This window comes from Streptomyces sp. NPDC093598, from assembly GCF_044764825.1.
Classification (GTDB): domain Bacteria; phylum Actinomycetota; class Actinomycetes; order Streptomycetales; family Streptomycetaceae; genus Streptomyces.
Genome location: NZ_JBIWIV010000004.1, coordinates 638,145 through 664,010 on the forward strand (window position 1 = coordinate 638,145; position 25,866 = coordinate 664,010).

Annotated in this window: 27 protein-coding genes; 10 read left to right on the top strand and 17 right to left on the bottom strand. The window is 69.6% G+C overall.

Features of this window, described 5'->3' with window-relative positions; genetic code table 11:
- Positions 1-13: 13 nt before the first annotated feature.
- From mqnE to ACIRDU_RS18285, 3 genes are read right to left on the bottom strand one after another with little or no spacing between them, the layout of a single operon-like run.
- Complete coding sequence (gene mqnE / locus ACIRDU_RS18275; protein WP_403580444.1) at positions 14-1,177, bottom strand: aminofutalosine synthase MqnE; 1,164 nt, start codon at positions 1,175-1,177, stop codon at positions 14-16.
- Between the two features lie 38 nt (positions 1,178-1,215).
- Positions 1,216-1,671, bottom strand: a complete 456-nt coding sequence (locus tag ACIRDU_RS18280; protein WP_053669556.1) for an Lrp/AsnC family transcriptional regulator — start codon at positions 1,669-1,671, stop codon at positions 1,216-1,218.
- Positions 1,672-1,728: 57 nt separating this feature from the next.
- Positions 1,729-2,391: a UbiX family flavin prenyltransferase gene (locus ACIRDU_RS18285; protein WP_062928462.1), complete on the bottom strand. Its 663-nt coding sequence runs from the start codon at positions 2,389-2,391 to the stop codon at positions 1,729-1,731.
- Between the two features lie 115 nt (positions 2,392-2,506).
- Between ACIRDU_RS18285 and ACIRDU_RS18290 the strand changes: the two genes are divergently transcribed.
- Complete coding sequence (locus ACIRDU_RS18290; protein ID WP_403580448.1) at positions 2,507-3,115, top strand: rhomboid family intramembrane serine protease; 609 nt, start codon at positions 2,507-2,509, stop codon at positions 3,113-3,115.
- Here the strand turns inward: ACIRDU_RS18290 and mqnP are convergent, their stop codons facing one another.
- Positions 3,116-4,018 (bottom strand): menaquinone biosynthesis prenyltransferase MqnP, encoded by a 903-nt coding sequence (mqnP, locus tag ACIRDU_RS18295; RefSeq protein ID WP_403580451.1) that lies wholly within the window; start codon positions 4,016-4,018, stop codon positions 3,116-3,118. It abuts the gene before it with no gap.
- A complete protein-coding gene (locus tag ACIRDU_RS18300) occupies positions 4,015-5,466 on the bottom strand; it encodes a menaquinone biosynthesis decarboxylase (RefSeq protein ID WP_403580454.1) in 1,452 nt (483 codons plus the stop codon). The genes mqnP and ACIRDU_RS18300 overlap by 4 nt, the downstream gene beginning before the upstream one ends.
- Positions 5,467-5,532: 66 nt before the next feature.
- On the opposite strand from ACIRDU_RS18300, the gene ACIRDU_RS18305 reads away from it, so the two are divergent.
- Positions 5,533-5,823, top strand: a complete 291-nt coding sequence (locus ACIRDU_RS18305; protein WP_403580457.1) for a PLD nuclease N-terminal domain-containing protein — start codon at positions 5,533-5,535, stop codon at positions 5,821-5,823.
- Positions 5,824-5,826: 3 nt separating this feature from the next.
- Here ACIRDU_RS18305 and ACIRDU_RS18310 read toward each other — a convergent pair whose 3' ends face one another.
- Positions 5,827-5,937, bottom strand: a complete 111-nt coding sequence (locus ACIRDU_RS18310) for a DUF397 domain-containing protein (protein WP_403580642.1) — start codon at positions 5,935-5,937, stop codon at positions 5,827-5,829.
- Positions 5,885-6,832, bottom strand: a complete 948-nt coding sequence (locus tag ACIRDU_RS18315) for a Scr1 family TA system antitoxin-like transcriptional regulator (protein WP_403580460.1) — start codon at positions 6,830-6,832, stop codon at positions 5,885-5,887. Before ACIRDU_RS18315 ends, ACIRDU_RS18310 begins: the two co-directional genes overlap by 53 nt.
- Positions 6,833-6,938: 106 nt before the next feature.
- Between ACIRDU_RS18315 and ACIRDU_RS18320 the strand changes: the two genes are divergently transcribed.
- Positions 6,939-7,544: a hypothetical protein gene (locus ACIRDU_RS18320; RefSeq protein ID WP_403580462.1), complete on the top strand. Its 606-nt coding sequence runs from the start codon at positions 6,939-6,941 to the stop codon at positions 7,542-7,544.
- A gap of 17 nt (positions 7,545-7,561) precedes the next feature.
- On the opposite strand, the gene ACIRDU_RS18325 is transcribed toward ACIRDU_RS18320, so the two are convergent.
- The gene (locus tag ACIRDU_RS18325; protein ID WP_403580465.1) at positions 7,562-7,987 is read right to left on the bottom strand and encodes a DUF6281 family protein; all 426 of its coding nucleotides are present in this window, start codon (positions 7,985-7,987) and stop codon (positions 7,562-7,564) included.
- 75 nt (positions 7,988-8,062) lie between these two features.
- The gene (uvrA, locus tag ACIRDU_RS18330; protein ID WP_403580468.1) at positions 8,063-10,510 is read right to left on the bottom strand and encodes an excinuclease ABC subunit UvrA; all 2,448 of its coding nucleotides are present in this window, start codon (positions 10,508-10,510) and stop codon (positions 8,063-8,065) included.
- An 81-nt stretch (positions 10,511-10,591) separates the two neighbouring features.
- Here uvrA and ACIRDU_RS18335 point away from each other — a divergent pair, with 81 nt between their 5' ends.
- Both ACIRDU_RS18335 and ACIRDU_RS18340 read left to right on the top strand, forming a co-directional pair.
- Entirely contained in the window at positions 10,592-11,293 is a 702-nt protein-coding gene (locus ACIRDU_RS18335) for a MerR family transcriptional regulator (RefSeq protein ID WP_403580471.1), read from the top strand.
- A gap of 191 nt (positions 11,294-11,484) precedes the next feature.
- Complete coding sequence (locus ACIRDU_RS18340; protein WP_403580474.1) at positions 11,485-12,897, top strand: condensation domain-containing protein; 1,413 nt, start codon at positions 11,485-11,487, stop codon at positions 12,895-12,897.
- Between the two features lie 16 nt (positions 12,898-12,913).
- On the opposite strand, the gene ccsB is transcribed toward ACIRDU_RS18340, so the two are convergent.
- The 5 genes from ccsB to ACIRDU_RS18365 all read right to left on the bottom strand — a co-directional run bounded on the left by ccsB (position 12,914) and on the right by ACIRDU_RS18365 (position 18,541).
- Positions 12,914-13,993, bottom strand: a complete 1,080-nt coding sequence (ccsB, locus tag ACIRDU_RS18345) for a c-type cytochrome biogenesis protein CcsB (RefSeq protein ID WP_403580477.1) — start codon at positions 13,991-13,993, stop codon at positions 12,914-12,916.
- Positions 13,990-15,735, bottom strand: coding sequence for a cytochrome c biogenesis protein ResB (locus ACIRDU_RS18350; RefSeq protein ID WP_403580480.1), 1,746 nt, complete (start codon positions 15,733-15,735; stop codon positions 13,990-13,992). Before ACIRDU_RS18350 ends, ccsB begins: the two co-directional genes overlap by 4 nt.
- A 3-nt stretch (positions 15,736-15,738) precedes the next feature.
- Positions 15,739-16,512, bottom strand: a complete 774-nt coding sequence (locus ACIRDU_RS18355) for a cytochrome c biogenesis protein CcdA (protein ID WP_363120904.1) — start codon at positions 16,510-16,512, stop codon at positions 15,739-15,741.
- A 13-nt stretch (positions 16,513-16,525) separates the two neighbouring features.
- Positions 16,526-17,176, bottom strand: a complete 651-nt coding sequence (locus ACIRDU_RS18360; protein WP_403580483.1) for a TlpA family protein disulfide reductase — start codon at positions 17,174-17,176, stop codon at positions 16,526-16,528.
- A 66-nt stretch (positions 17,177-17,242) separates the two neighbouring features.
- Positions 17,243-18,541 (bottom strand): hypothetical protein, encoded by a 1,299-nt coding sequence (locus tag ACIRDU_RS18365; RefSeq protein WP_403580486.1) that lies wholly within the window; start codon positions 18,539-18,541, stop codon positions 17,243-17,245.
- A 285-nt stretch (positions 18,542-18,826) separates the two neighbouring features.
- Here ACIRDU_RS18365 and ACIRDU_RS18370 point away from each other — a divergent pair, with 285 nt between their 5' ends.
- Both ACIRDU_RS18370 and ACIRDU_RS18375 read left to right on the top strand, forming a co-directional pair.
- Positions 18,827-19,402, top strand: coding sequence for a CGNR zinc finger domain-containing protein (locus ACIRDU_RS18370; protein WP_403580489.1), 576 nt, complete (start codon positions 18,827-18,829; stop codon positions 19,400-19,402).
- 209 nt (positions 19,403-19,611) lie between these two features.
- Positions 19,612-20,235 (top strand): LysE family translocator, encoded by a 624-nt coding sequence (locus ACIRDU_RS18375; RefSeq protein ID WP_403580492.1) that lies wholly within the window; start codon positions 19,612-19,614, stop codon positions 20,233-20,235.
- Positions 20,236-20,298: 63 nt separating this feature from the next.
- Here ACIRDU_RS18375 and ACIRDU_RS18380 read toward each other — a convergent pair whose 3' ends face one another.
- A complete protein-coding gene (locus ACIRDU_RS18380) occupies positions 20,299-20,997 on the bottom strand; it encodes a histidine phosphatase family protein (protein ID WP_403580495.1) in 699 nt (232 codons plus the stop codon).
- A complete protein-coding gene (gene hemL / locus ACIRDU_RS18385) occupies positions 20,994-22,310 on the bottom strand; it encodes a glutamate-1-semialdehyde 2,1-aminomutase (protein WP_403580498.1) in 1,317 nt (438 codons plus the stop codon). The genes ACIRDU_RS18380 and hemL overlap by 4 nt, the downstream gene beginning before the upstream one ends.
- Before the next feature lie 511 nt (positions 22,311-22,821).
- On the opposite strand from hemL, the gene ACIRDU_RS18390 reads away from it, so the two are divergent.
- Entirely contained in the window at positions 22,822-23,259 is a 438-nt protein-coding gene (locus ACIRDU_RS18390; RefSeq protein WP_003974483.1) for a hypothetical protein, read from the top strand.
- Positions 23,260-23,534: 275 nt separating this feature from the next.
- On the opposite strand, the gene ACIRDU_RS18395 is transcribed toward ACIRDU_RS18390, so the two are convergent.
- Positions 23,535-23,894, bottom strand: a complete 360-nt coding sequence (locus tag ACIRDU_RS18395; RefSeq protein ID WP_390991608.1) for a hypothetical protein — start codon at positions 23,892-23,894, stop codon at positions 23,535-23,537.
- Positions 23,895-24,572: 678 nt separating this feature from the next.
- On the opposite strand from ACIRDU_RS18395, the gene ACIRDU_RS18400 reads away from it, so the two are divergent.
- The gene (locus ACIRDU_RS18400) at positions 24,573-24,932 is read left to right on the top strand and encodes a MerR family transcriptional regulator (protein ID WP_403580500.1); all 360 of its coding nucleotides are present in this window, start codon (positions 24,573-24,575) and stop codon (positions 24,930-24,932) included.
- 121 nt (positions 24,933-25,053) lie between these two features.
- Entirely contained in the window at positions 25,054-25,854 is an 801-nt protein-coding gene (locus ACIRDU_RS18405) for a GNAT family N-acetyltransferase (RefSeq protein ID WP_403580503.1), read from the top strand.
- Positions 25,855-25,866: the final 12 nt, after the last annotated feature.

Genomic DNA, 25,866 nt, shown 5'->3' on the forward strand with positions numbered 1-25,866 from the left:
CCGGCACCCGCCATCACACCCGCATCGGCTGCGGCGATTCGCGACGCGAAGGGTCAGCCCCCTCATACTCCCGGATGATCTCGTACCGCGTGTTCCGCTCCACGGGCCGGAACCCGGCATCCCGGATCAGGTCCAGCAGATCCTCACGCGTCAGCTTGTTCGGCGTCCCGTAGTTGTCCGCGTCGTGCGTGATCTTGTACTCGACGACCGACCCGTCCATGTCGTCCGCACCGTGCTGCAAGGCCAGCTGCGCCGTCTGCACACCGTGCATGACCCAGAAGACCTTCACATGCGGCACGTTGTCGAACAGCAGTCGCGACACGGCGAAGGTCTTCAGCGCCTCGGCCCCCGTCGCCATCTGCGTCCGCGCCTGAAGGCGGTTGCGCACCTTGCCGTCCTGCATGTCGACGAAGTCGTGCTGGTACCGCAGCGGGATGAAGACCTGGAAGCCGCCGGTCTCGTCCTGGAGCTCACGCAGCCGCAGCACGTGGTCCACCCGGTGACGGGGCTCCTCGATGTGCCCGTACAGCATCGTGCAGGGGGTCTTCAGCCCCTTCTCGTGCGCGAGCCGGTGGATCCGGGACCAGTCCTCCCAGTGGGTGCGGTGGTCCACGATGTGCTGCCGGACCTCCCAGTCGAAGATCTCCGCGCCACCACCGGTGAGGGACTCCAGCCCGGCGTCGATGAGCTCGTCGAGGATCTCCGACGCCGACATCCCCGAGATGGTCTCGAAGTGGTGGATCTCCGTGGCCGTGAACGCCTTCAGGGAGACGTCCGGCAGCGCGGCCTTCAACTCCCGCAGCGACCGCGGGTAGTACCGCCACGGCAGGTTCGGGTGCAGCCCGTTGACGATGTGCAGCTCGGTGAGGTTCTCCGACTCCATCGCCTTCGCGAGCTTCACGGCCTCCTCGATCCGCATCGTGTACGCGTCCTTCTCCCCCGGCTTGCGCTGGAAGGAGCAGTACGCGCAGGAGGCCGTGCACACGTTCGTCATGTTGAGGTGCCGGTTGACGTTGAAGTGCACGACGTCACCGTTCTTGCGGGTGCGCACCTCGTGCGCGAGGCCGCCGAGCCAGGCCAGGTCGTCCGACTCGTACAGCGCGATGCCGTCCTCACGGCTCAGGCGGACACCCGCCCTGACCTTCTCCTCCAGCTCGCGCTTGAGCCCGAGATCCATGCCCACACCTTTCATCGACGACGTCCCCAACGGTACGACTACTCCTCTTCCGGCAGCTCCCCGACCCGGTTCTCCCACTTCGTGGAGAGCACGATCGTCGTACGCGTGCGGGAGACGCCCTCGATCCCGCTGAGCCGCCGGATCATCTTCTCCAGCCCGTCCACGTCCGCCGCCCGCACCTTGAGCATGTACGAGTCGTCGCCCGCGATGAACCAGCAGTCCTCGATCTCCGAGAGGTCCTTCAGCCGCTGCGCCACGTCCTCGTGGTCGGTGGCGTCGGAGAGTGAGACGCCGATCAGGGCGGTGACGCCGAGGCCGAGCGAGGCGGCGTCGACGGTGGCCCGGTAGCCGGTGATGACTCCCGCCGCCTCCAGCCGGTTGATGCGGTCGGTGACACTGGGTCCCGACAGTCCGACGAGGCGTCCCAGCTCCGCGTAGGAGGCCCGGCCGTTCTCCCTCAGGGCCTGGATGAGCTGCCTGTCCACCGCGTCCATTGCGATCGAAGCCTTCCGCTGAAGTTGTAGTTGAGTCCGATGGGGTTCGGGTACTGCTCAGCCGTCGCGGTGCGCACCGCCGCCGAGTTCACCCTGCCAACGGCGGTAGAGCCGGTGCGGCACGCCCGCCGCGTCGAGTACGCGTCCGGCGACGAAGTCCACCAGGTCCTGGATGTGCGTCGCGCCCGCGTAGAAGGCGGGTGAGGCGGGCACGACCGTCGCGCCCGCGTCGTCGAGGGTGACCAGGTGCCGCAGGGTCTGGCCGTTCAGCGGGGTCTCGCGCACGGCCACGATCAGCTTGCGTCCCTCTTTGAGGGTGACGCTCGCCGCCCGCTGCAACAGGTCCTTCGACAGGCCGAGCGCGACCCCGGCCACGCTCGCCGTGGAGGCGGGCACGATGAGCATGCCCTTGGTGGGGTACGACCCCGAGGAGGGCCCGGCGGCCAGGTCACCGGCGCTCCAGTGCCGTACGGCGCCGATGTCGACGGAGAAGGTGTCCGGCTTGCCGTCGGCGCCCCGGGACAGCCATTCCCGCAGGTCGGCCTGCCAGTGGGCGTCCCGGAAGGAGATTCCGGTCTCGTCCAGCAGGGTCAGCCGGGAGGCCCGGGACACGACGAGGTCGACGCTCTCGCCGGCGGCGAGGAGGGCCCGCAGCACGGCAGCGGCATACGGGGTGCCGGAGGCCCCGGACACCCCTACGATCCAAGGCGTACGCGGCATCTCGCCTGGCTTGACTGGGTTCACAAGACCGAGCCTATCCGGCGTCGCGGGGTGGGAACCGGCCAAGGGGTGCGGGCCGTTGCACGGAGAGGACGAGCGAGCACTGGGGGTCGCCATGTCGGGTCCGCAAGCCGAGTGGTCACAGGGCGATCGCGCGCTGGCCGCGGGCAAGCTGATGCTCGCCTGGGTGGCGCTGCTGTGGCTGCTGGAAGTGGTGGACGTGGCGACGGGCCACGCGTTGGACGGTTCCGGTGTCACCCCGCGTGACCCCTCCGAGCTGGTCGATGTCGTGCCCTCGGCCTTCCTGCACTTCGGTTTCGCCCATCTGGCCGCGAACACCGTGCCGTTGCTGGTCCTCGGTTTCCTCGCCGCGCTCGCGGGCCTGCGCCGGTTCCTGCTGGTGTGCGCGCTGATCATCGTCGTGGACGGGCTGGGCGTCTGGCTCATAGCCCCGGCCCACACCAACACCGCGGGCGCCTCGGGCGTGATCTTCGGCCTGTTCGGCTTCCTCCTGGTCAGCGGCTTCGTCGAGCGCCGCGCCCTGGGCGTCCTCGCCGGAGTCCTGATCGCCGCGGTCTGGGGCGGCTCCATCCTCACGGGCCTGGCCCCCACCCAGACGGGCGTCAGCTGGCAGGGCCACCTGATAGGCCTGCTCGCGGGCGTGGCGGCGGCGTTCCTGTTCCGCCGCCGCCCGGAGCAGAGCCGCGCGCTCACCGCACCGTGATCAGACGGTCAGACCCCGCACGAGCAGATCCAGCAGCGCGCACACGAACAGGGCAATGCCGATGAAGCCGTTGACGCTGAAGAACGCTCGGTTGACGCGGGACAGGTCGTGGGGGCGGACGATCGAGTGTTCGTAGAGGAACGCGGCGGCGACGATCAGGAGGCCCAGCCAGAAGAAGGCACCGGCGTCCGTGGCCAGGGCGTACCAGACGAAGAGGGCCGTCGTGAGGGTGTGGCAGGCCCGGGCGCCCCAGATCGCGGACGGGATGCCGAAGCGGGCCGGGACGGACATGACGCCGATCTCGCGGTCGGTCTCCACGTCCTGGCAGGCGTAGATCAGGTCGAAGCCGCCGATCCAGATCCCGACGGCGAGACCGAGTATCACCGCGTCCCAGGACCACTCACCCGAGATCGCGAGCCAGCCGCCGATCGGGCCCATCGCCTGGGCGAGGCCGAGGATGGCCTGCGGGAAGTTCGTGAACCGCTTGCCGTACGGGTAGACCACCATCGGGATCACCGCGATGGGGGCCAGCGCCAGGCACAGCGGGTTGAGCAGGGCCGCCGCGCCGAGGAACACGGCCAGGGCGATCAGCGCACCCGTCCACGCGTGCTTCACCGACATCGCGCCCGTCACCAGCTCGCGCTGCGCCGTGCGCGGATTCCTCGCGTCGATCTCCCGGTCGATGATCCGGTTGACCGCCATCGCGAAGGTGCGCAGGCCCACCATGCAGACGGTGACCAGCAGCAGCCGGCCCCAGTGGACGTTCTTGTCCCACTGGAACATCGCCGTGAGCGCGGCGATGTAGGCGAAGGGCAGCGCGAAGACCGAGTGCTCGATCATCACCAGCCGGAGGAAGGCCTTGGTGCGTCCCGGCTGCGGGATCGCGGCGGAAGCGGAAGTCACAGCCCGTACTCCTTCCAGCGGCGGTCCACCTTCGCCGCCGTCTCCGGATCGGACTCCACCATGTCGGGCCAGCCGCCGTCGCGGGTGTAGCCCTCCTCGGGCCACTTCTTCGTCGCGTCGATACCGGCCTTGCCGCCCCAGAATTGCTGGTAGGAGGCGTGGTCCAGGTGGTCGACCGGGCCCTCGACGATGCTCAGGTCCCGGGCGTAGTCCGTGTTGCCCAGCGCCCGCCAGGCGACCTCGTGCAGATCGTGCACATCGCAGTCTGAGTCGACGACCACGATCAGCTTGGTCAGCGACATCATGTGCGCGCCCCAGACGGCGTGCATGACCTTCTGCGCGTGCTTCGGGTACTTCTTGTCGATCGAGACGATCGCGCAGTTGTGGAAACCGCCCGCCTCCGGCAGGTGGTAGTCCACGATGTCCGGCATGATGATCTTCAGGAGGGGGAGGAAGAAGCGTTCCGTCGCCCGGCCGAGCGGTCCGTCCTCCGTCGGGGGCCTGCCCACGACGATCGACTGGAGCAGCGGCCGCTTCCGCATCGTCACGCAGTCGATCTTCAGCGCCGGGAAGGGCTCTTGCGGCGTGTAGAAGCCGGTGTGGTCGCCGAACGGCCCCTCGGGCAGCATCTCGCCCGGCTCCAGCCAGCCCTCGATCACGACCTCGGCCTGCGCCGGCACTTGGAGCGGCACGGTCTTGCAGTCGACCATCTCGATCCGCTTGCCTGCGAGGAACCCGGCGAACAGGTACTCGTCGATGTCCCCGGGCAGCGGGGCGGTGGAGGCGTACGTCACGGCGGGCGGACACCCGAAGGCGATCGCGACGGGCAGTCGCTCCCCCCGGCGCGCGGCCACCTGGTAGTGGTTCCGGCTGTCCTTGTGGATCTGCCAGTGCATGCCGATGGTGCGCTTGTCGTGCCGCTGGAGCCGGTACAGCCCGAGGTTGCGGACGCCGCTCTCCGGGTCCTTCGTGTGGGTCAGCCCCAGGTTGAAGAACGACCCGCCGTCCTTCGGCCAGGTGAAGAGGGCGGGCAGCTGGTCGAGGTCCACGTCGTCCCCGGTGAGCACGACCTCCTGGACCGGGCCGTCCTTCACCTTCTTCGGCGGTACGTGCGTCATCGCGCCGAGCTTGCCGAAGGCCTCCCGCACGCCGACGAAGCCGTGCGGCAGCTCCGGCTTCAGCAGCCCGCCGATCCGCTCGGAGATCTCGGCGTACGACTTGAGGCCCAGAGCCTTCAGCAGCCGCCGGTCCGTGCCGAACACGTTCATCGCGAGCGGCATGCTCGCACCGCGCACGTTCTCGAAGAGGAGAGCGGGACCGCCGGACTTCTGCACCCGGTCGACGATCTCCCCGACCTCCAGATACGGGTCGACCTCGGCCTTGATGCGCTTGAGGTCACCCTCGCGCTCCAGCGCCCTGAGCAGGGAGCGAAGATCGTCGTAAGCCATGGGGTCCAGTATCCTCGAGCCGCTACCCTGGCCTGGAACCGCCCACCGCTTTCGCTGAGAGGCCGCATGCTCCGGGTACTGATGTTCCTCGTGCCGCTGGCGCTCAGCGTGTACGCGTTCATCGACTGCATCAGCACGAAGGACGACGAGATCCGTCACATGCCCAAGCCGCTGTGGGCGCTCCTCGTGCTGCTGTTTCCGCTCGTCGGGTCGATCTCCTGGCTGATCGCCGGCAAGAAGCGGGTGCCTGCGGCGGAGCGCCCCCGGCAGTGGGTGGCGCCCGACGACAATCCCGACTTCCTGAAGTCCCTCGACGAGGAGAAGAGGGACGAGGACCCCAAGCGGGACGAGCCGTGATCGTCAGAGAGCGGCCGTGAACGCCGCCCAGGCGGACCGGCCTACGACCAGGACCGGACCGTCAGGGTTCTTGCTGTCGCGGACGGGGACGGTTTCGGGGAAATCGGGGGCTATTTCTATGCAGTTGCCGCCGTTTTCGCCGCTGTAGCTGCTCTTGATCCAGATCGCCGCGCAGAGTTCGTGCCTGTTCATGCTGCTCGTACCCCTCCATCGCGTCGCTGATCAGGGCGACGGACTCGCGGACTGACAGAGCGTCTGCCCTGAGCACATCATAGGCGTGGCTATGACGTGTGTAGACGGCCGGATCGTCCGTGAAGTGGCCATGATCCAGTGACTCTGAGTACACCCATCGGTGCCCGTCCGGCAGCTCGATCAGGGACATGGAGACATTGGGCCGCAGGAGGTCCGAGAAGCTCGCCGGAGCAACCTGGACACGGACGTTGGGGCGCTGCCCGACGCTGAGCAGATGGGCGCACTGGTCTCTCATGATTGCCGGGCTGCCGACCACGTTGCGTAGACAGCTCTCGTCCAAGATGACGATGTACAGCGGGCCGCCCTCCGCCAGGAACCGTCGCTGCCTACTCAGTCGGGCACGGGCACGTTCCTCGACCTCGTCCCCGCTGGCGACACGGGAGAACAGCGCGCGCACGTAATCACCTGTTTGCAACAAGCCCGGGATCAGACGCTCTTGGTACTCCCGGAGGGTGACGGCCACCTCATCCATCTCAGCCCTGCGCCGGAACCAATCAGGATGCTCCACCTGCGGATACCAGTCGATCCGGCCCCACAGCCGCGCCAACACCCCACCCGTGTCCAGCAGTTCGTCACAGGTCTTGGCGAACGTGTCCTGCGGAACCCTCGTACCCGCCTCCACCCGCGCCACATGCGAACGGTCGCACGGGATTTGTCTGGCCAGACCCTCCTGCGTGAGCAGCGCGGCCTCACGGAAGTGCCGCAGGACCTCCCCGAATACCGCCGCCGTACTCGCTCCACCGTTCCGTCGGCTCACGTCTCCCCCCTCCGTGACAGTGCACCGGTGTCACACGCCAAGCATTGAACCGGACTGTTCCCGTGCGCAACGCTCGATACACCCAGAGTGACGGAGGTAGAGGAAAATGGAACCGGGAACGCTCGTCTACGACCCTCGGACGCGCAAGGTCGGCGAGTACCAGGACAGGACCGGCCCGTATGTGATGCTGCGCCCGGTCGGCGGCGGCCGGGAATGGCAGGCGGATCCGGCGCGGATCCGGGAGGCGACTCCGGAGGAGCGGCTCAGTGCGGGCGTCCGCGCGGCCAACGACCGTTCCAGGGAAGGAATGTCGGCGGATCCGGCCCGGCCCCCGGTACCCGTGCCGGGGTGCGCGGCCTGCGAGGAACTGGCGCTCCGGCGGGACCGGGCGCGGGCGGCGTTCGACGGCAGCGCCGTGACGGACGCGAACGTGCTGCTGCGCCAGCACCAACGCGCGGAGCACGGTGGGGAACCGGGCGGCCGCAGGATCTTCCGGTACGTGCCGTACACGATCGTGCAGGACGCGTCGGCCCTGCCCGAGTACGAGGCGTACTGCGTCTCCGGCAAGGAGGAGGACTGCGGGGCGGGTTCGGGCCGGTGTCAGGCGCCCGGCGAGGTCGAGGAGTGGCAGCGCAGGCACACCCAGGAGACGGGGCACCTGCGCTACCGCCGCAGCTTCGCGGACTACGCGGTGCTGGAGAGGCAGGGCTGAGCAGGCCAGGACCGGCGTCAAAAGCGGTCGGTCAGCTTCTTCAGCTCGGGCGGAAGGTCCTTGACGGTGTCGGCGACGACGAGACGGTACTGGTCGGTGTCCTCGGCCACCGCGACGGCGACGCCGGGGTCGACCCCCTGCACGGTGAACGCGGTCATCAGGGCCGGGCCCTCCCCGTCGTCACCGTCGCCCGGAGTGTCGTCGCACGCCTGGCGGGTGGCGGCGCCGAGCGACTTGCCGACGGGGATGCCGGTCTCCTCCCTGCCCAGGTAGCTGCGGCCGTCGTACTCGACGACGTACGCGCAGGACGCCTCGGGTCGGGCGCCGTCGGTGTCGTCGTCGGACGACGACACCGACGTGCAGCCCACGGACAGCGAGAGGAGGGCCGCCGCCAGGAGCGCCCCCACGGGTCCGCGGTCGACGAGCGGGAGTGACGCCTTCATCGGTGGGCCTCCTTCGGGAGCCGGGGCTCCGGCTCGGTGGATACGCAACGAAGACGTCCGGGGCACCGGATCGGTTCAGATCCCGGGCACTCCCTGCGCCACCAAGCGTCCGCCCCGCGCGCCGCCTTCCGGTCCCAGGTCGATCAGCCAGTCTGAGGCGCGGACGACGTCGAGGTTGTGCTCGATGGTGACGACCGAGTGGCCGGCGTCGACGAGGCGCTGGAGGACGTCGAGGAGGCGGGCGGTGTCGGCGCAGTGCAGGCCCGTCGTCGGCTCGTCCAGCAGGTACAGGGAGCGTCCGGTCGTCCGACGTCCCAGTTCCCTGGCGAGTTTCAGGCGCTGGGCCTCGCCGCCGGAGAGGGTGGTGGCGGGCTGGCCGAGGGGGAGGTAACCGAGGCCGACGTCCGCCATCCGTTTCAGCCGGGTGGCCACCGGCGGGACGTCCCTGAACACCGTCAGGGCCTCGTCCACCGTCGCCCGGAGCACCTCGGCGATGTCATGGCCCTCGTGGCGGACCGACAGCACCTCCGGCCGGAAGCGGCGGCCCTTGCACGTGGGGCAACGCACCTCCACGGCCGGGAGGAAGTGCATGTGGACGGTGAGGACGCCCGCCCCTTCGCAGCGTTCGCAGCGTCCGCCGGGCACGTTGAAGGAGAAGTGGCCGGCGGTCAGGCGGCCTCTGCTGCGCGCCGCGAACACCTCCCTGATCGGTGTGAACACCTCCGCGTAGGTGGCCGCGTTGGAGCGTGGCAGGCGGCTGACGGGCTCCTGGTCGACGGTCACGATCTTGCCGAGGTGCTCCCAGCCGTCGATGCCGTCGTGTTCGCCGGGCTGCTCCCCCGCCCCGTGGAACCGCCGCCGCGCGGCCCGGCCCAGGATGTCGAGGAGGAGGGTGGACTTGCCCGACCCGGACGGGCCCGTGACCGTGACCAGCCGGCCGAGCGGGACGCGCACGGTCAGGTCCTTGAGGTTGTGGGCCCGGGCGCCCCGGATCACCAGGGCCGTTCCGCCGTCGCCGCGTCCCCGGGAGACCGGTGACGCCGCCCGTCCGGACAGGTACGCCCCGGTCGGTGACCCCTCCGTCCCCGCGACCTCGTCCGGCGTGCCCTGGGCGACGATCCGCCCGCCGTCCCGGCCGGCCCCCGGCCCGATGTCCACGACGTGGTCCGCCGCCTTCAGGACGTCCAGGTCGTGCTCGATGACCAGCACGGTGTTGCCCAGGTCGCGGAGCCTGCGCAGGACACGGACCAGCCGTTCGGTGTCGGAGGGGTGCAGACCGATCGTCGGCTCGTCGAGGACGTAGAGGACTCCCGTGAGGCCCGAGCCGAGCAGGGCGGCCAGCCGCAGCCGCTGGGTCTCCCCCGCCGACAGGCTCGGTGTGGACTGGTCGAGGGTGAGGTATCCGACGCCGACGTCGACGAGCCGTCCGACCCGTTCCGCCAGATCCGCGACGACCGGCTCGACGAACAGCCACTCGTCCGGTGAGACCCGGTCCCGCAACCCGCCGAGCCACGCGGCCAGTTCGTCGAGCGGGAGCCGGGCCGCCTCGACGATGCCGAGCCCGTGCACGGTCACCGCCCGGCTGTCCGCCCGCAGCCGGGTTCCGCCGCACTCCCCGCAGGGCTGCTTCACCAGGCCCTGCTGCTCGGCCCGTTCGCGGTACTCGGGGTCCTCGGCGCGTTCGCTGTAGCGGCGCAGCAGGGCCGTCGCGACCCCTTCGAAGCGGCCCGCCGCCACGGTCGCGGGAGGAGCGGTGTCGGGGAAGTGCCGCCGGAACTCGGGGCTTTCGACGCCGTACAGCAGCAGGTCCCGCTGTCTGTCGTCCAGTTCGCCGAGCGGCGCGTGCGCGTCGAAGGAGAAGCCGTAGTGGCCGGCCGCGGCCCGCAGCACGGGGAGGCTCCAGTCGGTGAACTTCGCGTTCCAGCCCCGCACGGCCCCCTCGGCCACCGACTTGCCGTCGTCGACCAGGCGCCGTACGTCGGGCCGGATCACCTCGCCCAGGCCGGTGCAGGCCGGGCAGGCCCCGGCGGGCTTGTTGAAGGAGAAGGAGCCCATGACCAGGTCGGGCACGGCGGTGCCGCAGTGCGGGCAGGGCCGCTGCCCGGCCTCGGCGTCCTCGTCGGCCTCGGTGTCGTCGGTGTACGGCGGCGGGATGTCCTTGCCGCAGCCGGGGCACGGCCGTACCCCGATGCGCGACCACAGCAGCCGCAGGTAGGTGAAGACCTCGGTGACCGTGCCGACCGTGGAGCGCGGGCTGCGGTTGGTGAGGTGCTGGTCGACGCTGATGGACGGGGACAGGCCGGTGATCGAGTCGACGGCGGGCTTGCTGACGAAGCCGGTGACCATGCCCAGCGACTCCATGTACTGCCGCTGGCCCTCCCGGTGGAGGGTGTCGAAGGCGAGGGTGGACTTGCCCGAGCCGGACAGGCCGGTCAGGACGACCAGCTTGTTCTTCGGCAGGGAGAGGGAGACGTTCCGGAGGTTGTGGAGGCGTGCGCCGGTGACGCGGATGCAGTCGTCCATTCCTTCAAGTCTTCCATTGAAGTGCGGTGTTGAGACTTGAGAGGCGTCAGCGGCCTGCCTCCTGCCGTAACCTTCAAATCGATGACGAACGACCGCCGCCTCCGCCCCGTCGACCTGGCCCGGCTGGCCGGTGTCTCGACGCAGCAGATCCGCAACTACGAGGACGCCGGTGTGCTCCCGCCGGCCGCGCGGACCGCGTCCGGCTACCGCGTCTTCGGGGAAGCGCACCGCCGTGCGCTGCTGGCGTACCGGGCGCTGATGCGGGGGTACGGGCCGGTGACGGCGACGGCCATCATGCGGACGGTGCACGAGGGGGACGTCCCGGGCGCGCTCGCGCTGGTCGACGCCGCACACGCGGCCCTGCACGAGGAGCGGGTGTCGCTGCGGGCGGCGAGCGAGGCCCTGGAGCTGCTGGCGGCGGAACCGCCCGCCGCACTGCCGCGTTCGGGCGGGCTGCGCATCGGCGAGGTGGCCGTGCTGCTGGGCGTACGGACGTCGGCGCTGCGGGTGTGGGAGGGGGCCGGGCTGCTCACGCCGGGGCGCGAACGCGGGACGGGGTACCGCGTCTACGAGCCGGCCGATGTGCGCGATGCCCGGCTCGTGCACACCCTGCGCCGCAGTCACTACCTGTTCGACCAGATCAGGCCGGTGCTGGAGGGGTTGCGGCGGGAGGGCAGCAGTGCCGCGCTGCGGGCGGCCGTCGCGGCCCGCGGTGAGGCGCTGACGGCCCGCACCAGAGTCATGATCGAGGGTGCGGGCGCCCTGCACGCCTACCTGGACTGACGGCCGGCGGGCCCTCCGGCCCGGCTCCCTGGAACGAGGACATCGGCGTCAACCGAGTGCACCGGCCAGGGCTCGCATCATCGTTCGGGTTGCCATCCGTTCCATTGAATTGTGGCGACACCCGGTGTCGCCGGTAGCGGGTTCGCCATTCCTTTGGTCGGGTCTATCCCACCTGCGAACGGAGACGCCCTGTGCGAATGACTGACATCCAGCGCTGCGAGGTGCGACCTGGGCGGCTTGTGGAATGGACGCTCAGCCCGGCGACCGTCGCGACGGCGAAGGCCCTGCCGGAGGACTCCAGACCGCCCGCCTACATCCAGGAGTCACATCTGCGGACGGCGCGGTCCGTGCGCGAGGACGGTCTGTTCGTGCCGACCTGGCTGGGCGCGGCGTTCGACATCCCGGGACGGGCCGACCTGGACGCTCTGGGTGAGGCGCTGCGCGGCTGGACCCTGCGGCACGAGACCCTGCGCAGCGGCTTCCGCTGGGCGGGCGGCCCCGGCGACTCGATCCGCCGCTTCACGCTCGACGCCGACGCCGTGGCGCTGCACCGCGAGGACGCCGGCGAGTTCACCGACCCCTCCGCCCTGGCCCAGCACCTCCAGGACCGCTTCGACACCACGGCGGACGCGCTGCGCTGGCCGAACCTCATCTACACGGCCGTCGTCCGGGACGACAGCACCAGCGTCTACATGGCCTTCGACCACAGCAACGTCGACGCGTTCTCCATCTACCGCATCCCGGCCGAGATCCACGAGCTGTACACCGGCCACGTCACCGGCCGCACCCCGGATCAGGCGCCGGTCAGCAGCTACGTCGACTTCTGCGAGGCCGAGCGGGCGGACGCGGACCGGATCGACGCGGACCACGAGATCGTCGCCCGCTGGCGGGAGTTCATCCACCGCTGCGACGGGCGGCTGCCGAGCTTCCCCATCGACCTCGGGCTGGAGCCCGGCGGCGGGCTGCCGACCCAGAAGCTCATGCGCGAGATGCTGGTGGACGCGGACGCCGCCGCCGCGTTCGAGGCGTACTGCCGGCCCTACGGCGGTTCCCTGGTGGGGCTCCTCGCGGCCACGGCCCTGATCGTCCACGAGATCGGCGGTGAGCCCGTCTACCGGACGGTGGTGCCCTTCCACACCCGGGCGAAGTCCGCCTACTCGGACTCGGTGGGCTGGTACGTCGGCGGCGCGCCGATCGAGGTGCCCGTGGCGGAGGCGCCCGACTTCCCGGCCGCGCTGAAGACCGTACGCGCCGCGCTGCACGCCACCCGGCCGCTGGCCCGCATGCCGCTGGCCCGGGTGCTGCGGCTGCTCGGCGCGGACTTCCGGCCCACGTCCCCCGACATGTACTCCATCGTGTCCTTCGCCGACGCCCGGGGCATCCCCGACTCCACGCTCTGGACCGAGCGCAACGCCTACGGCCTGATCCGGGTGTCGTACGGCGACCAGGTCTGCGCCTGGGTCACCCGCCTCCACGAGGGCCTGTGGTTCGCGGCCCGCTACCCGGACACCGATGTCGCGCACAAGAACCTGCGGCTGTACGCCGACCGGCTGCGCGACATCATCGCGTCCGTCGCGGACCACGCCCCCTGTCCCCGGCGGTGAGGTGCCCTGACGGGACCTACACGCCCGCGTACGAGTGCTTGCCGGAGACGAAGATGTTCACGCCGTAGTAGTTGAACAGCCAGCAGCCGAAGGCGAGGAGGGCCAGGTAGGCGGCCTTGCGGCCCTTCCAGCCGGCGGTGGCGCGGGCGTGCAGGTAGCAGGCGTAGGCGACCCACGTGATGAACGACCAGGTCTCCTTCGGGTCCCAGCCCCAGTAGCGGCCCCAGGCGTCACCGGCCCAGATGGCGCCCGCGATGATCGTGAACGTCCACAGCGGGAAGACGGCCGCGTTCACACGGTAGGAGAACTTGTCGAGGGAGGCGGAGGAGGGCAGCCGCTCCAGGACGGAGGTCGCGAAGGTGCCGGGCGTGCCGCCGCTCGCGAGCTTGCTCTCGTAGGAGTCCTTGAAGAGGTACAGGATCGTGGCGACCGCGCCCACGTAGAAGACCGCGCCGCAGAAGATCGCCGTCGAGACGTGGATGTACAGCCAGTACGAGTGCAGGGCCGGGACCAGCTGGTCGCTGGCGGTGTAGAGGACCGTGACCGCCAGGCCCAGGTCGAGCAGGACCGAGGTGATCAGGAACAGGCCGAGCCAGCGCACGTTCTTCTTCAGGGCCAGCAGCCCGAGGTACACGCCGACCGCGACCGTGGAGAACGTGATGTTGAACTCGTACATGTTGCCCCACGGGGCGCGCTCCACCGAGGCCGCGCGGGCGACGACACCGCCCAGCTCGACCAGGAAGGCGAGCACCGTGAGGGAGATGGCGATCCGGCCGTACAGGTCGCCCTGCGCGTCCCCGCCGTGCGCCCCGGGGCCGTCCGGCACGTCGCGCTGACCGGCCGCGGCCCGCACGGTGACCTTCGGCCGCTCCAGCACGGCGGTGCCGCCGGCCTGGTTCACGGTGACGGCCGGTGCCTTCTCGGCGCCGGGCTTGGTGGTGAGCGCGGCGGCGGTCCGGGCGACCTTGCTGCGGCTGCCGAAGAGCCATTCGGCGATGTACGCGAAGAAGGCCAGGGTGTAGACGGCCATCGCGGAGTAGATCAGCACATTGCTGATCTGCGCGAGATTTTCATTGGTGGCGGCGGCGAGAGTCACTGCTTCTCAGCCCCTTCGGCAGGTACGGGGGTTTCGGTACCCGGCTCCTGGTCGGGGTCGGGGGAATCTGCGGGATCGTCGGGGCCGGGGGCGCCCGGTGCCTGCTCGTAGAGGTCACCGGCAAGGTGTCCCAGCTCCTCGGGGACCTTGGCGGACTCGCTGCGGCCGAGGCCGGCCATCTCGACGACGGTGACGCCGTCGGCGCCCTTGACCGCGCGCACCCAGACGCGGCGGCGCTGGATGAACAGGGAGGCGGCGAGGCCGCCGATCGCGGCGAGGGCACCGGCGAGGGCCCAGCCGCTGCCGGGCTGCTGGACGACCTGGAAGCCGGCCCACTCCTTGATGTCCTTGCCGAAGGTGACCGAACCGGCGCCGTTCGGGAGCTTCATGGTCTCGCCGGGCTTCAGCAGCTTCTTGAACAGCTTGCCCTGGGAGTCCTTGAACTCCTTCATGTTGGTCCGGTCCATCTGGTACACGCTCTGCGGGATGCCCGAGTCGGCCCCCAGGTCGCCGTGGTAGGCGGACAGCGCGAGCAGCGGATTGTCCAGCGCGGGGAACTGCGACAGCATCGTGCCGCTGGCGGAGCCGCCGAAGGTCGGCACGAAGAACGCGTTGAAGCCGAGCTGCTCCTTCTTGCCCTGGGCGTTGCGGTAGCCGTCGAGGACCTTCACGACACCGGAGGAGGTGACGTTGGCGTCCAGCGGCAGCAGCGGTACGGCGTCGTCGAAGACGACCTTGCCCTGGGCGTCGCGGACAGTGATCACGGGGGCGTAGCCGTGGCTGACGAGGTAGACCTTGGAGTCGCCGATCTCCAGCGGGTGGTTCACCTCGACGGTGTCGTTCTCGTCCTTGCCGTAGGCGCCGGCGCTGTAGGTGATGTCGGCCTTGTAGACGCGTGGGGTGCCCTTGTTGGGGCCGGTGCGCTCGTAGGTGCCGGTGAACTTCTTCAGGTTGAAGCTGAACGGCACCAGGTCGTCGGACGTGAAGAGGTTGCCGGACTTGAAGTCGTCGTACTGGGTGAGGGTGTTGGAGAAGCCGTCACCCTCGACGACCAGCTTGTTGCCCTCGGACTTGTACAGCTGGCCCCAGGCGAAGGCGACCAGCATCACGATGAGGGCGATGTGGAAGACGAGGTTGCCCACCTCGCGCAGGTAGCCCTTCTCGGCGGCGACGGCGTCCCCGGTGAGGTGGGTGCGGAAGCGGCGCTTCTTCAGCAGGGCCAGGGCGGCCTGGTGGACCTGCTCGGGTTCGGCCGTGGTGCGCCAGGTGGTGTGGGCGGGCAGCCGGTTCAGCCGCCGGGGCGCGCCGGGCGGCAGGCCGCGCAGCTGGCCGACGAACTGCCAGGTGCGGGGCACGATGCAGCCGATGAGGGAGACGAACAGCAGGATGTAGATCGCGGAGAACCACACCGAGCTGTAGACGTGGAACAGTCCGAGCTTGTCGTAGAGGTCACCGAGGGTGGGGTTGCCCTTGCGGAAGTCGGCGACCTTCGTCTCGTCCTGGCCGGACTGCGGGATGAGCGAGCCGGGGATCGCGCCGAGGGAGAGCAGCAGGAGCAGCAGCAGGGCGACCCGCATGGAGGTCAGCTGCCGCCAGAACCAGCGGACCCAGCCGACGACGCCCAGGGCGGGCAGGTTGGGCGCGTCCTCCTTGGGGGCGGTGGACAGCTGGGAGCCGGCGGCGCCCAGCTCCTGGTCCTCGGCGGCGGACGGGGCCGGGTCGGAGGCGGTGGTCTTGCTCATCGATCAGATCCCCACAGTGAAGCCGTCGGACCAGACCTGCATCTCCTGCACGATGCGGTCCCACGCGCCGGTCAGCAGCAGCAGACCGGTCACGATCATCATGGTGCCGCCGACCCGCATCACCCAGACGTAGTGGCGCTTGATCCAGCCGAAGGCTCCGAGGGCCTTGCGGAAGGCGACGGCGGCGAGCACGAACGGCACGCCCAGGCCCAGACAGTACGCGACGGTGAGAACGGCGCCGCGTCCGGCGCTCCCCTGGTCGGAGGAGAGGGCCAGCACGGAGGCGAGGGTGGGGCCGATGCAGGGTGTCCAGCCGATGCCGAAGAGCGCGCCGAGCAGGGGCGCACCGGCCAGCCCGGCCACCGGCTTGCGGTGGAGGCGGAACTCGCGCTGGGTGAACCAGGGCATCAGGCCCATGAAGAAGACGCCCATGAGGATCATGAGCACGCCGAGCACCTTGGACAGGACGTCCTTGTGCTCCTGGAGCGTGGCACCGAAGTAGCCGAACAGCGCCCCGGAGGAGACGAACACCGCGGTGAAGCCGAGCACGAACAGGGAGGCGCCCGCGACCATCCGGCCGCGCCGCGCCTCGGCGAGGTCGGTGCCGGCGACCCCCGTCACATAGGACAGATAGCCGGGCACCAGCGGCAGGACGCAGGGCGAGAAGAAGGAGACGAGACCGCCGAGCAGCGCGATCGGCAGGGCCGCCAGCAGGGCGCCCTTGAGCACCGTGCCGTTGGGGTCCGCGACCGCGGCGAGCGTGGTGACTGCGCTCACGTCACTACTCCGCTCACTTCTCGGCGACGACAGGCTTGAGCATCTTCAGCAGCCGTTCCTCGCTGAGCGCGGACAGGGAGCGGGCCGCGATCTTGCCGTCCCGGTCGAGGATGAGCGTGGAGGGGATCGCCTGCGGGTTGAGCGTGCCCTTCTTGAAGCGCAGCAGCAGCTTGCCGGTGGGGTCGTAGAGGCTGGGGTAGGTGATGCCCCAGTCCTTCTCGAAGGCCAGGGCCGCGCCGGTGGAGGTGTCCCGGGTGTTGATGCCGACGAACTGCACGCCCTTGCCGGCGTACTCCTTGGAGACCTTGGCGAAGTACTTGGCCTCGGCGCGGCAGGGGTTGCACCAGGACCCCCACACGTTGAGGACGACGACCTTGCCCTTGTAGTCGGCGACGTCGAGCGTCTTGCCGGCGATGGTCTTGCCGGACAGGTCGGGTGCCGGAGTGCGCTTGCCCTCGGCGACCGTGGCGACGCCGTCGGTGCCGGTGACGAAGTTGGTGTTGCCGCCCCCGCCGGAGGTGCCGCCGGAGCCGCACGCGGAGACGAGCAGCGCGGTGGCGGCGAGAGCGGCGGTCAGGGCGGCGTCACGGCGGACACGACGGGTGCGCTCGGTGGCACGCGGCGAGCGGTTCGAACGCAGGGGGGCGCGGCTGACGGCACTCATGTGAAAAGTTTCGCATGCCCGTTCCGGGGCTCTCGCCCACCCCCCTTGTGGGTGGAAAACCGCATTTCAGGCAGCGTTCCGCGAGGCGTCTCCGCTCGGCGTGGGGGCCTGGCCGGTGAACTGCCGCCAGCCACCGGCCGGCTGCTGTCCGACGCCGAGCGTGCGGAGCCTGTCGAGCACCTCGGGCTTCTGCGCGTCCAGCCAGTCGGTGAACTGCCGGAAGGAGACGAGACGCACATCGGCGCCCTTCTCCTTCTCGCGCGCGATGTACGTGAAGGCCTCCTCGACGGCGTCCATGTAGAGGCCGCCGTTCCACTGCTCGAAGTGGTTGCCGATGAAGAAGGGTGCCCGATTTGTCTCGTATGCTCGCTTGAATCCCTGGATGTACGCCTGCGCCGACTGCTTCCGCCAGCCCGGGTAGTTGTGGGCCGGGGCCTTCGTGGAGTTGAGGGACTGGTTGGCCAGCATGTTGTAGTCCATCGACAGGACCTCGAAGCCGCGCCCGGGGAAAGGTATCTGCTGAAGGGGCAGGTCCCATATGCCCTGGCGCTTGCGGGGCCAGACCTGGAGGCCGCCGGGCGAGGAGGCGTCGTAGCGCCAGCCGAGCTCGCGGGCGGTGGGCAGCAGGTTGTCCTGGCCGAGCAGGCAGGGCGTACGGCCGCCGACGAGCTCCTTGTCGTAGTCGAAGGGCAGCGACGGCAGGTCGGTCCAACCGGTGTTGGTGCGCCACTCCTTCACGAAGGACTTCGCCTGGTCGATCTCGCTGCGCCACTGCCGGGGCGTCCAGTTCTTGACCGAGCCGTGGGACTCGCCGCAGAAGTGCCCGTTGAAGTGGGTGCCGATCTCGTGGCCCTCCAGCCAGGCGCGGCGGACGTTCTTCAGCGTGTCCTTGATGTGCGCGTCGGTGAGGTAGCCGATGTCGGAGGCGCCGCGCGGGTTGTTCGGCGGGTCGTAGAGGCGCTTCTTCGACTCGGGCAGCAGGTACAGCCCGGACAGGAAGAACGTCATGCTCGCGCCGTGCTCCTCGGCGAGGTCCAGGAAGCGCGGGAAGAGGCCGTTGCCGACCTCGCCGGCGCCGTCCCAGGAGAACACGACGAACTGCGGCGGGGTCTGACCCGGCTCCAGCGGCTCGGGCTTCGCGGGCTGGTGGGGCTGCTTGCCGGTGTGGGCGGTGGAGCCGTCGCCGATGGGGCGGGCGGTCGGCTCGGGCTTCGGCTTCGATCCGCCCTGGGCGGAGTCGCCGCCGGAACCGTCGGCGTGGCCGGAGTCGTCCGAGCCCGTGAGACCGCCGCAGCCGGCGAGCGAGACAGCGGCGGCGGCTCCCGCGCCGATTCCGAGCATTCCCCTGCGGGAGAGAGCGCGCATGGCATCCCCGATTCGTACGTCGTGCTGGTCGCCCAGTGAGAGGACGTGACGAACGCAGAGGTTCCGCTAAAATGCGCAGATTCCGTAACGAAGCAGTCGTAAGTGATCAGAAGGGGCCGAACCGTAGGTGCCTTCGCGCCTACCGAACGCCCCGCGCGGGGTGCACCCACCCCCGCCGACCACTCCGGCGACGAGCCCGCGAGCTTACGCGCTCCCGGGCCGGCCGGTCTCCATCGAATCCGACTTATGCTGGCGCCGCAGGCGACAACCGGCTGAGGAGGTTCCATGGCGGTCGCACAATTCCCTGAGTTCCGTCTGGGCAAGGTGCTCGCGACCAGCTTCACGGGGACCCTGTCGGAGCGTTACGGCGAGGCGCTGGAGCGTATTCCTGTGCCATCCCGGCTCGCGGACTGGCTGGAAATCCATGGACTCGCCGTCGACTTCTGCAGCCACTCCCAGCTCGACCACGCCCGGGAGCTACGGGAATCGATTCACGCAGCCGCCACCGCCGTCGCGAACCAGGACCCGCTTCCCTCTTCAGCTGTCCAAGTCATCAATGACTGCAGTATTCAGGGACGCGCCTCGGCGATCTTGACGCCCGAGGGAAAGCGTGAATGGAGGCTGGCTTCCGCTTCTGTGGAAGACGCGCTCAGCGTGGTCGCCGCCGATGCGATCAGCCTCCTGGCGGGAGAACGAGAAGGAAAAATCTCGTTGTGCGCATCGCCGACGTGCCGAGCCGCCTTCTTCGACACCAGCCGCGGCCACACCCGCAGATGGTGCGACATGAACACGTGTGGGAATCGCGAGAAAAAGGCACGCTTCCTCGCCAACAAGCGCAACCGGTCAAGCCTTTCAGACTGACCGTGCCGTCCGATCGCTGGTCGCGCCACCGCGCTGCTGGGTACTCTGGAACCACCTCAGGTGGTTCCATCCCGACCGGGAGGTCTCATGACACTCTCCAAGGCCGGCATCGGGTGCTCGTGCCCCGTCGACGGCAGCCCAGCGTGCAGTGATCGCTACCGGCACTGCGGAGTACGCATACGCGACGCCGGGGCTGGAGGTCGCTGACCATGGTGGATCTGACGGTGCTGCCGGGCTACGTGGCAGTGATCCTGCTCTTCCTCGGTCCCCCCGGGCCCGATATGGCCTACATGCTCGCGGTGGGCCTCGAAGGCGGTCGCCGGGCTGCGGTGAAAGCCATCCTCGGCATCGGAACCGGCATGAGTGTCTACGCCGCCGCCGTCGTCGCGGGCTTGGGAGAAGTCGCGCGATCGTACCCATTAGTACTGGATACGATCAGGATATTAGGTGCCGCGTATCTGCTATGGCTGGCATACATGACGATGCGTCATGCACGTCGCGCGATCAGCGAGAACAACGATGTCACGGCCGGACACTGGTATCTGCGAGGCGTCTTCGTCAGCATCACGAATCCGAAGATCATTCTCTTTTTCCTCGCGGTGCTCCCGCAGTTCATCGGAAGCGCGGACAACCCGTCATTGCAGATGGCGATGCTTGGCGCGCTCAACGTTCTGATGGAAGTGATCCTGTACGGATGCATCGGAGTTCTGGCGGGATTCTTTCACGCACGTCTTGTCGACTCGACCAAAGCAACGACCGTGCTGAACCGCATCGCGTGCACGGTTTATGTCGTGCTGGCCGGGACGATCTTCGGCGAGATCCTGCTGGCTTGATCGTCACTGCACAGCACGGGCCCGCGGGTCGGCCGCTCCGGCAGCCGACCCGCGGGCCACGCGCTACGCGCCGAAGGCCTTGTTCTGGCCCTTCACCGGCTTCGCACCGGCGAGGAGGTGGGCGGGGACCAGATCGCGCGCCGGTTCGCTGTAACCGACGGAGACGATGCGGTCGCCCTGGTACGTGAAGGTCGTCAGCGAGGCCAGCGTGCACTGGCGCTTGCGCGGGTCGTGCCACAGGCGGCGGCGCTCGACGTACGACCGGACGATCCAGATGGGCAGCTGGTGGCTGACCACGACCGCCTCGTGCCCGCGGGCCTTGTCCTTCGCCGCCCCCAGCGCACTCATCATGCGGACGACCTGATCGACGTACGGCTCGCCCCAGGACGGCCGGAACGGGTTGACCAGGTGCTTCCAGTTGCCGGGCTTGCGCAGCGCCCCGTCCCCGACCCCGAACGTCTTGCCCTGGAAGATGTTCCCGGCCTCGATCAGCCGCTCGTCGGTGGCGAGGTCCAGCCCGTGCGCCTTGGCGATCGGCTCGGCCGTCTCCTGCGCACGCTCCAGCGGTGAGGCGACGACATGTGTCACGTCGCGGCCGGACAGGTGCTCGGCGACCCGGTCGGCCATGCGGCGGCCCAGGTCGGAGAGGTGGTAGCCGGGGAGGCGGCCGTAGAGGATGCCGTCCGGGTTGGCGACCTCGCCATGCCGCATGACGTGGACGACGGTGATGTCCTCGGCGCTGTTGTTCTTCTGCTCGCTCATGCCGTCGCCTCCGCCGCCGCGCGGGCCGCCGCCGGAAGGGCGTCGGCGATCCGCTGCACGGCCCGCTCGTCGTGCGCGGTCGACACGAACCAGGACTCGAAGGAGGACGGCGGCAGGTAGACGCCGTCTGCGAGCAGCGAGTGGAAGAACGCGGTGAAGCGGAAGGACTCCTGCGCCTTGGCGTCCTCGTAGTTCCGCACGGGCCGGTCGGTGAAGAACACGGAGAACATGTTGGAGGCGGTCTGCAGCCGGTGCGCGACGCCCTCCTTGGCCAGGGCCTCGGTGACGAGCCCCTGGATCTGCTTCGACACGGCGTCGACCTTGGCGTACGCGGCGTCGTCGAGGAGCCGCAGCTGGGCGAGCCCGGCGGCGGTGGCGACGGGGTTACCGGAGAGGGTGCCGGCCTGGTAGACGGGGCCCGCCGGGGCGAGGTGGGCCATCACGTCCGCCCGTCCGCCGAAGGCCGCCGCGGGGAAGCCGCCGCCCATGACCTTGCCGAAGGTCATCAGGTCGGGGACGACCCCGTCGATCCCGAACCACCCGGCGCGGCTGGTCCGGAAACCGGTCATGACCTCGTCGGAGATGTAGAGGGCGCCGTTCTCGGAGCAGATGTCCTTCAGGCCCTGGTTGAACCCGTCGGCGGGCGGTACGACGCCCATGTTGCCCGGGGAGGCCTCGGTGATCACGCAGGCGATCTCGCCCGGGTGGGCCCGGAAGGCCTCACGGACGGCGTCGAGGTCGTTGTAGGGCAGGACGATGGTGTCGCCGGCCTGGGCGCCGGTGACGCCCGGGGTGTCGGGCAGCGCGAAGGTGGCGACACCGCTGCCGGCCGCGGCGAGCAGCGAGTCGACGTGCCCGTGGTAGCACCCGGCGAACTTGATCACCTTGGTGCGCTGCGTGAACCCTCGCGCGAGCCGGATCGCGGACATGGTCGCCTCGGTCCCGCTGGACACGAGCCGCACCTGCTCCAGCGGCCCGACCCGCGCGACCATCTCCTCCGCGAGGGCGACCTCGCCCTCACCGGGCGTACCGAAGGACGTGCCGCGGGCGACGGCGTCCTGCACGGCGGCGATGACCTCGGGATGCGCGTGCCCGAGGATCATGGGACCCCAGGAGCAGACGAGGTCCACGTACTCCCGTCCGTCCGCGTCGGTCAGATACGGGCCCGTGCCGGACACCATGAACCGCGGTGTGCCGCCGACGGCTCGGAAGGCCCGCACCGGTGAGTTCACGCCGCCGGGCGTGACGGCCTCCGCGCGGTCGAAAAGAGCCTGCGAGGCCGGTGCTTCATACGGATATGCCAGTTCACTCATGACCTGCGACTTCTCCGACCTTCTCCGACGTTGTCGGGCTCCGGGTGCCAGTGACCTGTTCAGGGTAGGCCAGGGGAGTGGGCGGGCGGGGCGTGGGACAACCGGCCCCCCGGCCCCCGTCGTCTGCGAGACTGGTCCCTGATACACACAGCTCAAGCGGCCCGGGGTGGTCGGAGGCTGCGAAGATCCCTCGCGGGCAGATGTTTCAGCGCACGTTTCGGCGGGCGGCCGTGGGGGAGGTCACTGACACGATGATCGGGTTGCGCGGCGGGGGCGACGCGTCCTAGAAAAGCAGTCGGGTGGAGATATGCATCGCGGTGGCGGACTGGGCGAGGGGACTGATGACCTGGGTCCTCGACGTGCCCGGCGGGGAAGGCACCGGCGCGAGGCGGAGGACGCTCAGGAGCCGCGTCCGACACAGGGTCTACCGAGTGAACCGGAGCGGACCGCCGGACGTACTGAACGTCGGGTGGACGATCTTCGGGCCGGGAGCAGCGGGAATGGTGGTCGGGTGGGGGTGACGTACAAGTACTTCGGTGCGCCCGACGGCGCGACCGCGGCCCGCGTACCGATCTCGATGCGCCCCGAGGAGCTCGGCGGCGACGAGCTCGGCATGAACGGCATGTTCACGAAGATCAAGCCGGAGACCATGGCGGCCATGGTCCTCACGGGCATCGAGGGCGTCCCCCTGCACAAGGTCCCGCCCCTGGAACTGGTCGTCCTGCACCCCGACTACGCGGTGGTCAAACTCCCCATGACGGTCGTCGACCCCCTGCGCGGCATCGGCGAGGAGGCCGTGGGCGCGGCGGCCTTCATCTGGTCCACGGTCCCGGACCGCGGCGGCCCCCGCGACGCGTTCAACGTCTACCAACTACTGCACGAGTGGCAGGACTTCAGCCATCGGTTGCATGAGGCCGGGCATCAGCCGTATTGCCTTGTGTGGCCCTGAGCTGAGGTTCTTCGGGTTCGGGCGGGGTTTTCGGACCCCGCCTTCGTCGTGTGCCGGGAGCGAGGAACACTTCTTCGCCCGCGCAAGCACCCGGAGCACTGCACCACCGCCTCGCCTCATCGCCCGACAGCCCTCGAGCGGGCGTTGCGGTTGACGGCGTCGAGGGCCCCCCGTCGGACCGGGGTATCTCTACGGCCATGGTGAGGGGTGCGTCAGGGGACATCCATGCGGGAACGGACTGCTCCCACATGGATGTCTGATGCCGGGTCGGTGGCTCAGTGGTCGGAGTAGCTGAAGTCCCCCACGGTCCAGGCGCTGACATCCTCGATGGCGACGCGGTACATCCCGCCCGTCTCCGGGATCCCCACCGTGCCCTGGAGGATGCGGGCGACATGGAAGTGCAGATGCGTGGGCGGACCGTCCTTCTTCGTGGGGGTGTCGAAGACAGTGGAAAACTCGCCGAGTCGGGCGGAGTTGGTCAGCACCTCCGAAACCCTCTGCCTCCACACGGCTTCTGGGGCCAGCCGACCTGTGATGACAGCACCACCGGCGACCACGGTCAAGGACATCTGGTTGCTCTGCCCGGACTCCACAAGGGCAGCGATGTCAACGATCAGCTCGTCAGGCTTCCGCATGGGACCGGATTCTATGCACCGGCTCGTCCGGGCGCCTCGGGTGGTGGCACTACCGAGACGTAACGGGCGGCCCCCGTGGCGCCGCCGGAAGCCCGGACGTCCCGGGCGTCGCGGGCGGCCCCTCGGTGCGCGCAGATCGGCCGACCCGGAACCTCACCGCCGAGCAGACCAAAATCTGTGCTCGCCAGAGTAGACATTCTCGACTCGACTCTTTATCGTTTCTCTCGTAGCCGAGATCCAGTGAGGCCCGGCAGACACGAACTGCCGGGCAGCAGTACCCGCATGACGGTGCGGTGGTGGAGTTTCGAAGCCAGGTGGTTGCACGACGGCGACGGAACTGGCGACCGGACCGGGTGGCCCGCAGGACGAGGGGCTGCCATCAGCAGTACGCAGTTCCCGTTTGGCAAATGATGGATTCAGAGGGAAGAACGGAGGACGCGAGCGCCATCAGGATCGCCCGGGCGCAAGACATGAGTCCGGGTGCCGCAGGACATCGATAGGCAGGTGGTCTCCGGTCACGCATCCGCGATCCCCGCACCCCCGTCGGAGTATCGGACGGCAGGGCGGAAACAGAAGGCCGGCGAGGTATTAGGGCCGGCAGATGGTGTTGCAGTCCCTTCGGGGCCCTGGTGCCGTACGGCGCCAGGGCCCCTCTACGCGTTCCACCAGAGAGGTGAGATGACAGCAGACGAGACACTGGCCCGTCTCGACGACGACCACTACCCCGCCTACACGACGGGCCGGGCAGCCGCGTTGCTCGGCACCACTCCCGGCTTCCTCCGTGCCCTCGACGAGGCCTCCCTGATCACACCCCTGCGCTCCCGGGGTGGCCACCGCCGCTACTCCCGCCACCAACTCCGCACCGCCGCCCGCGCCCGTCGGCTCGTCGACCGGGGCACGCCGATCGAGGCCGCCTGCCGGATCATCATGCTCGAAGACCAGCTCGAAGAAGCCCGGCACCTCAACTCCGAACAGCGCCGCGCCGGCGGATCGCCCCGTCCGTCGACCGCCGCCCGAGGCGTGATGGCCGGAATGTGACGCGCAGAGCCTCCCCTCCGAGGGGCAGGATCTGTACGCGTCGTGGGGTCGCACCAAGGCATCCCGTGACGGGCGGGACGAGTACGGCGGCCGTCGCCGACCGTGACCTGAGGGGGCCCTTGTGCGTGATCTCGCGGACTCGATCGAATCGATGGAGCAGCTCGCCACCGTCTGGCGGACCATGGTGCTCGACCGGGATCCGCAGGCCGATGTGCGGGACCTGCCGGGCGTCGCCGTGCGGTGGGCCGACTGCCGGTTCGCCTTCTGGAACTGCGTGACCCTGACCGACGTCGGCGCGGACGCCGGGCTGCTGAAGCAGCGGCTGCACGAGACCGCCGAGATCATGCGGTCGAAGACCCACCCCGGGTTCCTGTGGGTCTTCGAGGATCTGCTCGACCCGCAGGCGCGAGCAGGGCTCGCAGAAGCCGCCGAGCGGGCGGGCCTGCGCTACGCCTTCCCCGGCACCGGCATGGCGGGAGACCTGCTGCCGATTCCCGAGCCCGTCCATCCCGAGCTGACCTTCGTGCGCGTGACCGACGACGACCTGCTGCGGGCCTACGCCGACATCAATTCGCGTGCCTACGGATTCCCGCTGGAGGACGGGCGGGACGGGCTCGCCGGGTCCGCGTGGTGGAAGAGCGAGGTGTTCGCGTACCTGGGTGTGCGGGACGGAGTCCCCGTGACCTGTGCCGCCGCGGTCGAGGCCGACGGGCGGCTCTTCGTCGCGCTGGTCGCCACCGACCCGGCGTGGGAGCGGCGGGGGTACGGCGAGGCCGTGACCCGCAAGGCGCTCTACGAGGGGGCCCGGGCGACCGGGCTGACCCGGGCGACGTTGCACGCGACCGCCGCCGGAGCGCCCGTGTACCCGAGGATCGGGTTCCGGCCCAACTCCCCGATGCGGTTCTACTCTCTCGGGGACTGACCGGCCCACGGC